Here is a 13014-nt window from a genome sequence, read left to right as displayed (position 1 = left end):
AACTTTGTTGAGCCATTGTTCTGGCTTTTATAAGGGAAATGCCGAAAACCCTTGAAGATGTAGCTTCCTAAGTCAGCTACATCTGTGCTTTAGACAAGGGATGAAGGCTAGAGGCTTTCCTTTATCCTGCATTGACATTAATTTAAAAATTTGAAATTATTTCAAATTTTAATCCATATTCGTGAGACAATTAAATTGTCAGCAAAGACATTAAAAACCTACCGGGGGACTCTCGGAAAGTTACGCTTGTCAGTTCGGCTTCGCTCACCGCAAGCAGAGATGATTCTGCCAGTAATGGCAAACAGGATCAGGGCAAGAACCCAAATATTTAAGGAACCCTGCCTGAAGCTGGGATAACTGAGAGATATAGACTGAAACTCTCTATATAATCCCCGCGTCTTTAGACCGGGGAGTGTCGACGCTGGGTATACTTGAGAAGGTAATAACTTGCGTTTTTACATTTATATATGCCCACTTAGGGCATTATTAACTTGTGAGACGAACCCATGCCTTATGTCTCGGTCTTTGATATTGTCTAGACAAGATAAATCCAATGACCAAAAGACCAGTAGCAATATACAATGCCCAAACAAAACTACCAGTTACTTCTTTGATATAAGAAAAGATCAATGGACCAATAACTCCAGCCACTCCCCAAGCCGTCAACATCGTGCCATAGATCCTGCCAATGTTTTCAGAACCAAAAGAATCCGCAGCCAAGGCAGGCATTGTCGCAAAGCCTCCTCCATAACAGGCTAGGAGATAGCAAGCAAAAATTATAAATACATAATAGTTATCAAGATGGGGAATTATTATGTAAAGTACAGCTTGAGACAAAAACATAATCGAAAAGACAGCTTTTCTGCCAATTCCATCGGACAGCCACGCCCAGAAAAGTCTTCCCAGACCATTAAAAATAGAAGCAATAGCCACCACTAATCCCCCAGCATCATCAATGGCTATAATGAGTTGCTCAGGTGATAAACTACTGTTAGCTAGGGGACGAAAAAGTTCTTTACCAATGGGAGAAAGCTGAGAGATTAAACCAATCCCTGCTGTCACATTTAAGAACAGCATTGTCCATTCCAGCCACCATTGGGTCGTATGAATGGCTTCTTCAAAAGTAAAGGGGTCATCATCAGGAGTGGCATCTGCTTGAGAATTCGATTGAACTGGCAATTTACAATGGGGAGGGTTGTCAAAAAACATAGCTGCACCAACTACCAAAACCAAAAAGATGACACCCCAGATATAGAGGGTAGCAGGTACTCCCCAAGCAGCAATATTAGTTGGTGCTACCCTCCCCATAAAAAAAGCACCAGCACCGAATCCCATAACGGCTAAACCAGTAACTAAACCTCTTTTGTCGGGAAACCAGCGAATAAGAGTGACAATCGGGGTAACGTAACCGAAACCGTTCCCCAAACCTCCCAAAAGTCCATAACCCAGATAGAGAATCAGGATGTTTTCCGTCTGAACTCCGATTCCCCCAACAATCGTTCCTATCCCGAACAGCAGTCCGCCTAGTGTAGCAATTAACCTTGGACCTTTTTTATCTACTAGAATTCCTCCAAAGGCTGCTGCTAGTCCAATCATGCCAATACAGATCATGAAAGTAGCAGAAGTTTGTACTTCATCCCATCCGTGATTGGCAACGAGGTCGTTTTTAAAGACACTCCAGGCATAGACAGTTCCCAAGCATAACTGGATGATGACAGCGGCAATGGTGATCATCCAACGTTTTCTTTCAAAATGTTCTAATAACCTTTGCTCAGATGGATTAATGGTCATCGCTATTACGCTTCCTCTCTGGCAGGACTTTCACTGTAATTGATTATTGCTCGCTGTTTCTACCCCTCGTAATTTGGCTAAGGTATTGTGATATGATGAGGTGTATTTCCCATAAGGTTTCAACCCAGTGTGATGAAAGAGCATTAGGCAACCAGAGAAACTTTTTTTATCGTGCCAAATAGTTTTTTGCTCCGCATCCCAAAGAGGATAGACAAGACTTTAATATCTTTAACGGATTGACAATTTTTATAGTATATGATATGGAGGATATCCATTGGTGACAAGTTAAAGCCTTGACACTCTCATTGTCTACCCAACACGGCTTAATTATTTGATTCTCCGGGTAGGGGTAAAGTCAAAGCTCACAGGTGTCAACTTAAGCTCAAATCCCTACCACACCTCGTAACCTCGTTCCTAGTCTCTGACTAGGAATGCAGTTGATGAGGCTCTGCCTCTAAGGGACTTCCAATTAAAAAAATACCCAAAAATTTCTTGTGGTGCGGGACGAAAAGCCCGCTAACCATCAAGGACGGGCAGGAAGGATGCCCATCCCACAAAATCGGGTAATTTATTTTTTGGTGTTCCCTAATATCATTGAAGGCAGAGCCTTCTGGAATTAATTCCCAGTCTCTGACTGGGAATGAGATGACTTGAGTTCTTTGCGGGATAGAGGTTTTAAGTTAAGCTGACACCCTAAGAGTGAGACGTGGGGCTTCTGTCGGGATAGCTAAACCAAGGATAGTCAGGAAATTATACTCAAAACAGTTGGGACATGGACTTTTGTAAAATCACGAAAACCCTTATATATCATATTGTTTTTAATGGCTCAGGTCAGATTTGAACTGACGACCCCAGGCTTATGAGTCCCGTACTCTAACCAACTGAGCTACTGAGCCACGTTGTTTTATCAACTTATCTTAAGATAGCACACCAATTTGCATTTGACAACTATCAATTTCCAGATTTTTACTTTCAAAATAAAGAGAGGGAGTTCACCTCCCTCGATTAACCAAAAAATCACTAAATCCCCAACCAGCGAGAATTAAATGCGATTGGGTAAGAAAGCGATAGGGTTAACAGCACCCTTGCCAGATGGATGAACTTCAAAGTGACTATGAGGTCCAGTGCTGAAACCAGTGCTACCCATAGCCGCGATTGGCTGACCTTGTTGCACTCTTTGACCAGATTGCACCAAAATTCGGCTGTTATGTCCATAGCGAGTCAGGCTACCATCATCATGACGGATATCCACAACGTTACCGTAACCACCGCTGTTCCAGCCAGCTTTCTCCACTACACCAGCAGATGAAGCGTAAATAGGTGTGCCGGTTGAGTTAGCAATATCAATCCCCCTGTGCATTCTTCCCCAGCGCCAGCCATAACCAGATGTCAGAACTCCCTTAGCAGGCCAAATGTAGCCTGTGGTGGAAGAATTAGCTGGGAAACTGGGATTGTCTTCAGTGGTCTGAGGCAAGTGGATATCCACTGCGGCTATAGGTGGTAAAGCGGGAGAAACAGAAGTTCCTCGCAATTTTCCTAAAGAGTCAGAGGCACTAGTACGAGCAGGAGGTACTGTTAACTTAATGCCAGATGATTTGGGGGGAGAATTCCATCTAGCGCCAGTTTTGCTAGGCAGAAATTCTGGGTTAATTGGCTCGTTGGTGGGAGCGGATGCTGTTACCAGAGTCTTAAGCGGTTGATTGCTGTAGCTGGGCAATATTGCTTGAGGTACGGCAATCTGGATGGCATTCGCTTGAGATACTGTGAAGTTATTAGATGATTCAATAGCAACAGGTACAGACTGAATATTGTTTTCAGGGGCTGTAACAGCTACACCAGATTGTTGAGCGCGGTATTTATAACGCAATCTCTCAATTTCTGCTTGCAAGCTACGGATACGTTCATTACCTTTGGCTTTAGATACCTTTTGCACGGGTTTTTGTGAACCCTGCTTTTGGGAAAAAGCTCTTGGTAATGGAGCATCACCGCCTAAGCCGTAAGAGTTACTGGGAGTAGGTAAGGCTTTGGGAATAACAATAGGAATAGTCGGCTGCCCTTGGCTATCTGGGACTATTGGTGCAGGAACATTTATTCGGTTAGCAATAGTAGGATAATTAGTCTGTTCTTGCTCTTGTGTCACCACTGGGACTGGGATAGCCACGCTATTGGTAGCCGGAGTTTCAATCCCTTCTACCTGCTCATTTATTTTTGGGGCAGGAATTGTTACACTGGTATTGTTGGCAACAAATGATCTAGGGTTAAAACTAGGGTTATTTAAAGAAGAATTATCTACCTGGCTGGAGGCTTCTAATATCTTGTCGGCAGGAATAATTAACCTTTGATTAATTTGCAGTTGATTAGGATCACTCAGGTTGTTAGTTCTAACTAGCTCAGAAACTGAAGTACCATAACTGTTAGCAATTTCCGCTAAGGTGTCTCCGGGCTTCACTTGATATGTTGAAGCAGACAATTGTGCAACAACTTTTGTTGAGGCTGATGCAGGAACAGGTATTTGCTGTATCGTCGCACTTGTTTCTTTGTTCTGTTTCAACCGAGAAATCAGATCGGATTGTTGGAAATCAGTCAAGTTCTCCGATTGTTCTGGTACGGATCTATTAGCTACAGTGGTTGGCTGTGCTTCTTGAATACCAGTTTTTAATAAATCTTGAGTTTGTTCAGACCGTAAGTCTGCCAAACTATTTCTTAAGCGGATTGATTTTTCCTGTAAGCGATTCAGGGCAAATTCCTGCTGTGCTTTTAATTGGGCATCAACATTACCGCCGGCTAACTCGCCTGCTGACAAATTTTGGGTACTGCCAGTAACCTCTTCCACTGTAGACAACTTTGATGCTGTCTCAGGCTGTTGGTTATTTGTTGGTAATGTCGCCTGAATTGGGCTATAGCTTACTCCCGGCGCTAATTGTGAGTGGACAGAATTTCTGTCAACTGATTTGGCTGGGGAAATTACGTTGGATGCAGTGCCTTCGACGGCTGTGCTGTTGGTTGCAATTTGCCATTTAGCTTCAAGCCCAGGTACTTGTGAGACTACTGTTGGTTCCAATATCACTGGATTGCCTAACTCACCTGTGGGTGAGACGGTTGGGGCTTCCAGTTTAGTGGCGGCAAATTTCATCTCAGTCTCAGCAACAAATGGATTTGTTGAAGCTGCTTTTTGACTGCCAACAGGAGCCGCTGCTTGGGCTTGATCGCTTTGTCGAGTCACCAAAAGGCTGGTTGCCCCCATGGATATTGCCAAGCCAATCATGGCTGCCCGATGAGTCCGCGCCCGGCGAGTCATTTTGGGATTGATCTCATAATTTGTTTGCTCTACCGGGGCATCATCGCCGCTGGGGGTATTGTTCAACACAGCCTTATCTCTTTTTTTCAATGCTCGTTTCAAAGACGACCTCCTAATGATCACTAGCGTTTAACTGAATCTTGATTTTTAAGTTTGGATATTAATCCATGATTGATATCACATTAAACCATACATCAAGATCACATTCACCAGAGACACTTACGCAAGATTAACGTGCTTCTCTGATTTAAACAAGTTCCACACTTTTGTAAACCCTAAAGTTTTTGGTGCTGTCTTGTCTAAGTCACTCCTCACAACCTAGAAATTTTCACTGTTGAGATTCATCCTCAGTTATTTTGCTGCAAAAACACAGAACTAAACAAATATCATAACTTGGCTAGGTTTATTGTCTTCGTTAGCTCATGATCTGGGACAATTTCTACAATAGCAATGATCCCGCTGTAGACGTTTTCAAGATTTTTTGACTAAATCCGTTTTATCAATACGAGATTTTACTTTTATTCTTCCCTAAAAAACAACCGTATACAACATCCGCGATTTTTGCATGATTTTGTTGTATTTCTGGATACAATGTTGTCTGATTCATTGAGAGTCAAGGTGTTGGGGAGTTTTGGCTTTTTTGAGTCATAAGCTGAGAATTAACTAAAATCTATCCTTGTTGGTTAGATCACCCTGAAAATATCTATACAAATTTCTTATGTCATGTTAGCAGACTTTATCAGTATTTACCATGATTAATCTTTTATTTCTGTATTCTATGCAACATTGTTTTCAGGAGTTCTGGCATGGTTGATTCTGATCAATATGTTTCTATCACAGTTAATCCTAAATTTCTGTTGGTGAATATGAATTATTGTAAATAGCCTAACTGACGACGACACTCAAATAAACCTATGGCTACGCTGACTGAGAGGTTCAAGCTCCTCACACCGGGTTCATACATGGGAATATATAAGGTGGAGTCACAAGTGGAGAGAATGGGATCTGGTAATCCTGCTGTTTCACTGCCAAAGAGTAGCCAGTCATCTGGTTGAAATTCAAAATTAATGTAATTAAAATTACCACGAACGCTAAAACCTAAGCATCTACCTCCACGTTGTTTATGTACGTTTTGAAATGTTTCTATGGAATTATGATAATGGAATTTAACGTAAGGCCAATAATCTAACCCGGCTCGTTTGAGATAGCGATCGCTAATTTCAAATCCTAATGGACCAACTAGATGTAATTCCGTACCTGTAGCAGCACAAGTCCGGGCAATATTGCCAGTATTAGGAGGAATTTGTGGGTTGACTAAAACTATCTGGGGCATCTTTCTCAGCTCTAAATTGTATATTAGGAAATTTCTTACTGTCTAAAAATCTACCAAAATGTAGAGGCGATATATAGTTTTTTTTAATATGTACGAAGTATTTCCCTGTGATTATTTTTTTAAATCATTCAGGAGTTAGGAGTCAGGAGGGAAAGAAGGAGTAGGAATCAGGAAGAATGTTCTCGACTTTAAAAAATTGCCTCTTGCCTCTTGCCTTTTGCCTCTTGCCTCTTGCCTCTTGCCTCTTGCCTCTTGCCTCTTGCCTCTTGCCTCTTGCCTCTTGCCTCTTGCCTCTTGCCTTTTGCCTCTTGCCTCTTGCCTTTTGCCTCTTGCCTTTTGCCTCTTGCCTCTTGCCTTTTGCCTCTTGCCTCTTGCCTCTTGCCTCTTGCCTCTTGCCTCTTGCCTCTTGCCTATTACCTCACAGATGAACATAGTTTGCTTTCTAATTCGGTTTCCCGTTCTTGGGTGGCAATAATAGCTTGAGCAATTACACGCTGAATATCAATGCCTACTTTATGCAGTTGCAACCATTGTTGAGCTTCATTGCCTTCTCGCAGGATTTTTTGCAAGGGGGATAAGAAACAACTAAAGCCCTGTTGTTTGGCGATACTCCAAACTTCTTGATAGATTTGTGCTATCCAATCTCTAGCCAGGATACTGCTACCATCTTGCCATCGCTGTAATCTTGCATCCAGACTGTCAGTGGCGGCAGCCATTTCGTTGCTTCTGGTTAAGGTAATCAGTTCTTCGGGAGAAAACGGGCTTTGAGTTAAAGGATCAATACTGGGGTTGTCAATAATTTGGATTAACCGCGCTTCCAGCATTGCTGTCATCGCTAACAAGGCAATAGGATCTGTCACTAAATCACAAATTCGCAATTCTAACCGATTTAGATCATAAGGTCGGCGATCGCCATTTGGACGCACTGATGTCCACAAATGCCGGACATTTTGCATTGTTCCAGCCGCCAACTGTTCATTTACCCATTGAATATGATCAGCATGACTAGCAAATAAGGGAACATAATCAGGGGTTTGGGGAAATAGTCCCCAGCGAGTGGAATGATAACCTGTGGTTTTACTATCCAGGAAAGGAGAAGAGGCACTCATGGCTAAAAATAGAGGTGCTTCCATTCTGATGACCCGACAGGCACGCATTAATATTTCTGGGTCACTGATACCAATATTGATATGGACGCTGGCTGTAACTACCTTTGTGCCATAGGTTTGTTCAATGTAATCATGATAGGGATTCGTAGGGTCAGAACGCAAAAAGCTTTGGCTTCCTTGCAAAGATAATGTACTACCTGGTATCAAAGTATAATTATCTAAACCTTGGAGATAATTCCGCAACGTCTTTCTAGGACGCAATAAAGCACACAGCAAACTGTCATAATTGATAGATGGTTGAGTTATGTATTCCACATTCCGGCTATCCGGTTCACGCATAAATCCATCTAAGTTTGTAACAATTTTGTCCGATAGTCCCACAATGTCACCTTGATGCGTGCCAGTGTACATCTCAATCTCAAAGCCTTTTAATAAGACCATGTTATTCTCCAAAACTTCTTCTAATGTTCATAAATTGTATCTAATTAGACGATTTTTTGCATTTTTTGTGTACATTGTTTTACCCCTCCCTAACCCTTCCCTTATAAAGGGGAGGGAACTGGATTTTTATTGTTTCCCCCTTTTACAAGGGGTTTAGCAGTGTTGATATGTGTCAACTTAAGCTCAAATCCCTACCACATCTCTTTCCTAGTCTCTGACTAGGAATGCAGTTGATGAGGCTCTGCCTCTAATATCATTGAAGGCAGAGCCTTCTAGAATTCATTCCCAGTCAGAGACTGGGAACGAGACGACTTAAGTTCTTTGCGGGATAGATGTTTTACGTTAAGAATCAAACAATCAAGCCCTTTTGAGTATAAGTAGGTGAACACAATAAAACCAAACTGTGTAAAGAAACGTAAAATCGCCCAAACCCTCTTCACTCTTGCCTCTTGCCTCTTGCCTTTTGCCTTGCCATAACGACAATTTTCAACGCCAACCTACTTAATACTTTTCAAACACCCTCTAAGAGTAGACATAAAAAACCCCCAAATAAATTGCAATTGGGGGCGAAAATTGATTGAGGATTACAAGCGTGACGGGGTGAAAGTTTAGAAAATAAACATAAACATCAATTGCGGTGATTATTGTTGTAACGAACTCTTGTTCCCGCCCACAGTAACTTCTCCCGCAATGTTTGATAATATGAATTATTTGCCCGTAAGACAATAAACTTAGCGCGACAATCAGCCATTCGCACATCAACACGATGTCCTGGCCAAATAGAAGTAGATAAAACACCATCCATCCAGAGTTTGGTGCTTAAATCATAATCGCCCAAAGGCCAAATACTAACCACAGAACCAGGGGGTAAAACCAGAGGACGACTAGAAAGACTCATGGGACAAATGGGAGTGATAGTAATTGCTTCCATCCCATCATGGATAATTGGTCCGCTGGCAGAAACAGTATAACCAGTAGAACCTGTGGGAGTAGAAATAATTAACCCATCTCCCACATATTGATCTACTATTTCACCATCAATTTCCATTTCTAGAATTGAGGTGATCATTCTGTCAGCAGAAGCGGGTTTGACACAAAACTCATTTAAAGCCAAGTAACTTTCAGTCACGGGTTCTAAATTTGAGCCAGTTCCTTCATATACCGCTGCTTGTAACATCATCCGCCGTTGGATAGCATAACGATCTTCTAACAGCCTGTCCCAAACTATTTCTGGATCTTGAAACTCATCTACTGACTCGGTTAAAAACCCCAAATGTCCGCCTACATTGACTCCGAGAATGGGAATGCCGGCTGGAGCTAAATGCCTAGCGCCGGTTAAGACAGTACCATCACCACCGAGTACCAAAGCTAAATCAATTGGTTGATTAGCAGAGGCCAAAAAAACCGGATAGGGGTTATCTTTTGGTCCACTAGGTCCCATCAATACTTGGCACTGACGATTTTCTAGTTGTTTAGCACAGAGTTCAGCCCAGCGTTGACTCTGGGGATCTCGGGCTTTATAAGCAATGATTACCTGCTTGAGTTGCACTAACTATTACCACTTCAGAAGATTAAACTGCTCCATATCAACGGTATCGCGGTTGCGATAAATAGTCAGAACGATCGCTAAACCTACTGCTGCTTCTGCTGCTGCTACGGTAATCACGAAAACGGTAAAAACCTGACCCTTAATTAAGGTTGAATCCAGGAAGTTGGAAAATGCCATTAAATTTAGATTAACGGCATTTAGCAATAACTCAATTGACATGAGTACCCGCACTGCGTTCCGACTGGTAATTAAGCCATAAATCCCAATGCAAAACAAAGCTGCGGCTAGTAATAAAAAGTATTGGAGTTGCATGATTGTCAGTTGTCAAGGAATAGGCAAGAGGCAAAAGGCAAGAGGCAAGAGTTAAAAGGCAAAAGACAGAAGTTTTTTAACCTTGATATCTCTTTCCAGTTGCTATTCGGCATTTGTAGTGGTGCTACCAGTGGAGATGAGTTCTTTGGGACGTTCTGGTAGGGTTAAAATTGTTTGTTGTAGTTCAGTGGTTGGTACTTGGTCAGGGAGATATTCCCGACGCGCCAAAATAATTGCGCCTACCATCGCTATTAGCAAGAGGACGGAAGCTAATTCAAAGGGTAGCAAAAAGTCGCTGAAGAAATGCTCACCAATGACAACGATGGAATTTTGATTAACTACGGGATTAATTGTATAAGCCCAAGGTGTAGCTAATACCATTGTACTTAAAAGCGCAAATAGTCCAAAACTGACTATAGCTGTAAATACTTTTCTTAATCCAGCACTAGGTAATGGTGAAAAATCCTGTCTTTTGTTTACCAACATGATGGCGAACAGAATTAAAACGTTAATAGCACCAACATAAATTAGTATTTGTGCTGATGCGACAAAATCACCATTTAGCAATAGGTACATTCCCGCCATGCTGATGAATACACCTCCCAGCAAAAAGGCGGAATAAACAATGTTAGAGAATAACACTACACCGAGCGCTGTCCCAATCATCATTACACCAAGAATGCCAAGTGATACAGACTGTACTCCTTCTGCTAGATTCACTGTTTTTGTCCTTAGTCAGTTGTTAGTTGTCAGTTGTTGGTTGTCAGTTGTCAGTTGTCAGTTGTAAATTATCTTTGCTAATGACTAATGACTAATGACTAATAACTAATTATTTTTCTGTTTCTACTAGTAGTTCGTCAAATTTATTTTGACGGGTAATGATCGGAAAAAACTTCTGTTCTTCCCTCCCCTCCCCCCCCTACCTCCCCTACCTCCCCTACCTCCCCTACCTCCCCTACCTCCCCTACCCCCCCTGCTTGCCTTCACCCGTCATTTTCGGGTTGACAGACTACTAGGTCTTCTGGACGAGAACCTGCACGGGGGGCATCGGCGGGGACTCCGTGAGGGTCCATTACGCCTTTAGGTAGGTAAACAAGTTCGCGCAGTGGTGTCACCATTGGATCGTTTGTAACTTTATAGGGTAATCGTCCCAGGGCTACACTATCGTAATTAAGTTCATGGCGATCATAAGTGGCTAGTTCATATTCTTCTGTCATGGATAAACAGTTGGTGGGACAGTATTCCACACAGTTACCACAGAAGATACAAACTCCAAAATCAATACTGTAGTGTTTGAGCTTTTTCTTTTTAGTGCCTTTGTCCATTTCCCAGTCAACGACAGGAAGATTAATGGGACAAACACGCACACAGACTTCACAAGCAATACACTTGTCAAATTCATAGTGAATGCGACCGCGAAATCTTTCCCCAGGAATCAATTTTTCGTAGGGATATTGAACGGTAACAGGTCGCCGTCTCATGTGGTCAAAAGTAACAGATAATCCTTGACCAATATAACGACCTGCTTGGACTGCTTCTTTGGCGTAATCACCAACTTGTTTGAGGAATTTGAGCATTTTTGTGTCTCTCTCTTTACAATTTTGGATTTTGGATTTTGGATTTTAGATTTCAGATTCAATCCAAAATCTAAAATCTAAAATTGCCTTACCCACCGAAGGCGAAGGGAAAGGCTAGTTTGAAGGCGGCAGTTAATAGGAGATTTACCAAGCCTATTGGTAGGAGGAATTTCCATCCTAAGTCTAGCAATTGGTCAATCCGTACCCGTGGTACTGTCCAACGAATGAGGATGGCGAAAAATACTAGTAAGTAGGCTTTGATTACGGTCATGGTAATACCTATAACCGCTGTGACTACCTGAATTGCTGGGTCACTTTCGCTGACTCCTAACCAACCAGTGATCATCTCCAGGGGTATAGGACAATGCCAACCACCAAGGTACAAAATTGCTACTAGTAAGGCAGAAAGTACCAGGTTAATGTAGGAACTGAGGTAGAAGAGGGCGAATTTCATGCCTGAATATTCAGTTTGATACCCGGCAACTAGTTCTTCTTCTGCTTCTGGTAAGTCAAAGGGTAGGCGCTCGCATTCTGCTAGGGCGGCTATCCAAAAGATCACGAAACCTAATGGTTGTCGCCAAATATTCCAGCCGAGAATGCCAAAGTTAGATTGCTGATTAACGATGTCAACGGTACTAAGACTATTGGACATCATGGCGATCGCTAGTACACTCAATGCTAAGGGAATTTCATAACTGATGGACTGCGCTGCTGCCCGTAAACCTCCCAACAAGGCATATTTATTATTGGAGGCATAACCCGCCATTAATAAGCCAATGGGCTGAATACTCGATAATGCAATCCACAAGAATACGCCCATACCGACGTTAGCAATGATAATATTCTGTCCAAATGGCACAATTAAATAGGACAGAAATACTGGTAAAACGACAATAATTGGACCAATGGTAAATAGCCAAGGATCTGCTTTAGCGGGGATGATATCTTCTTTAAATACCAGCTTCAGACCATCTGCCACAGGCACTAACAATCCAAATGGTCCTTGGTATTCAGGACCAATCCGTTGCTGTGCTGCCGCAGAAATTTTCCGTTCTAGCCATGTGGCCACTAGGACACCTACTGTAGCCCCAATCAGCATCAATACCATTGGTAATGGCATCCATAGGGCTTTGGCCGCTCCTGGGGGTACGCCTAAGTCCTTGACAGATTGAATAAAAGTTCCTTGGAGGTCAATTCCTGGATTCATGTTTGCTGCTCTTTAAGTCAACGTGCTGATGAACTGTGAAGGATGAAATCAGTTATTCTAATTTTCATCTTTTGTCTTCAGCTTTAGTAATAATCTCTGCTGAGATGATGACCGATTGAAGTTCAATACATTTGCCAATTCATGAGTCTAGTATATCCTTGGATGGTTTTCACCATGAGACTCCACAAGACAACTTCTACTTATGGTTGGGATTGGGAATTGATGATTGGTGGGTGAGGAAATGGGCAAAAGTTTCCCCATTAAGTCGTTAAACAAGACAAATTAGCCGCTTCCCAGTTGGTAACGGTTGTCTATGGTCTACAAATTGTCTGATTTTCCCACACTGGCTGCTGTTGTCAAGTTGCCAATTTTAGCGGGTTTTGATTTTGGACGACAA

Annotated in this window: 9 protein-coding genes and 1 tRNA gene; all 10 read right to left on the bottom strand. The window is 42.3% G+C overall.

Features of this window, described 5'->3' with window-relative positions; all coding sequences use genetic code 11:
- Positions 1 to 486 precede the first annotated feature (486 nt).
- The gene (locus HEQ36_RS03465) at positions 487 to 1791 is read right to left on the bottom strand and encodes an OFA family MFS transporter (RefSeq protein WP_168637234.1); all 1305 of its coding nucleotides are present in this window, start codon (positions 1789 to 1791) and stop codon (positions 487 to 489) included.
- A gap of 822 nt (positions 1792 to 2613) precedes the next feature.
- Positions 2614 to 2687, bottom strand: a tRNA-Met gene (locus HEQ36_RS03460).
- 146 nt (positions 2688 to 2833) lie between these two features.
- On the bottom strand, positions 2834 to 5191 hold the full coding sequence (locus tag HEQ36_RS03455; RefSeq protein WP_168637233.1) for a peptidoglycan DD-metalloendopeptidase family protein: 2358 nt from the start codon (positions 5189 to 5191) through the stop codon (positions 2834 to 2836).
- 769 nt (positions 5192 to 5960) lie between these two features.
- Positions 5961 to 6422, bottom strand: coding sequence for a tRNA (cytidine(34)-2'-O)-methyltransferase (locus HEQ36_RS03450; protein ID WP_053538214.1), 462 nt, complete (start codon positions 6420 to 6422; stop codon positions 5961 to 5963).
- 413 nt (positions 6423 to 6835) lie between these two features.
- Positions 6836 to 7972, bottom strand: a complete 1137-nt coding sequence (gene gshA, locus HEQ36_RS03445) for a glutamate--cysteine ligase (protein WP_168637232.1) — start codon at positions 7970 to 7972, stop codon at positions 6836 to 6838.
- A 628-nt stretch (positions 7973 to 8600) separates the two neighbouring features.
- Complete coding sequence (locus HEQ36_RS03440) at positions 8601 to 9521, bottom strand: NAD(+) kinase (RefSeq protein ID WP_027402456.1); 921 nt, start codon at positions 9519 to 9521, stop codon at positions 8601 to 8603.
- Positions 9522 to 9527: 6 nt separating this feature from the next.
- Entirely contained in the window at positions 9528 to 9833 is a 306-nt protein-coding gene (gene nuoK, locus HEQ36_RS03435) for an NADH-quinone oxidoreductase subunit NuoK (RefSeq protein ID WP_015080280.1), read from the bottom strand.
- Positions 9834 to 9935: 102 nt separating this feature from the next.
- Positions 9936 to 10553: an NADH-quinone oxidoreductase subunit J gene (locus HEQ36_RS03430; RefSeq protein WP_039200070.1), complete on the bottom strand. Its 618-nt coding sequence runs from the start codon at positions 10551 to 10553 to the stop codon at positions 9936 to 9938.
- A 263-nt stretch (positions 10554 to 10816) separates the two neighbouring features.
- Positions 10817 to 11410, bottom strand: coding sequence for an NAD(P)H-quinone oxidoreductase subunit I (ndhI, locus tag HEQ36_RS03425; RefSeq protein WP_027402454.1), 594 nt, complete (start codon positions 11408 to 11410; stop codon positions 10817 to 10819).
- A gap of 88 nt (positions 11411 to 11498) precedes the next feature.
- Positions 11499 to 12617, bottom strand: coding sequence for an NADH-quinone oxidoreductase subunit NuoH (gene nuoH, locus HEQ36_RS03420; RefSeq protein ID WP_015080283.1), 1119 nt, complete (start codon positions 12615 to 12617; stop codon positions 11499 to 11501).
- Positions 12618 to 13014 lie beyond the last annotated feature (397 nt).

The sequence above is a fragment of the Anabaena sp. 54 genome, assembly GCF_017355725.1.
GTDB lineage: Bacteria > Cyanobacteriota > Cyanobacteriia > Cyanobacteriales > Nostocaceae > Dolichospermum > Dolichospermum heterosporum.
Note: the sequence above shows the minus strand (reverse complement) of the source record. Positions and strands in the feature narration are given on the sequence as shown.

Excerpts from the sequence above, each read along its gene's own strand:
- ndhI (WP_027402454.1), bottom strand. The coding sequence starts at position 11,410 with ATGCTCAAATTCCTCAAACAAGTTGGTGATTACGCCAAAGAAGCAGTC.
- HEQ36_RS03450 (WP_053538214.1), bottom strand. The coding sequence starts at position 6,422 with ATGCCCCAGATAGTTTTAGTCAACCCACAAATTCCTCCTAATACTGGC.
- HEQ36_RS03465 (WP_168637234.1), bottom strand. The coding sequence starts at position 1,791 with ATGACCATTAATCCATCTGAGCAAAGGTTATTAGAACATTTTGAAAGA.
- nuoH (WP_015080283.1), bottom strand. The coding sequence starts at position 12,617 with ATGAATCCAGGAATTGACCTCCAAGGAACTTTTATTCAATCTGTCAAG.
- gshA (WP_168637232.1), bottom strand. The coding sequence starts at position 7,972 with ATGGTCTTATTAAAAGGCTTTGAGATTGAGATGTACACTGGCACGCAT.
- nuoK (WP_015080280.1), bottom strand. The coding sequence starts at position 9,833 with ATGCAACTCCAATACTTTTTATTACTAGCCGCAGCTTTGTTTTGCATT.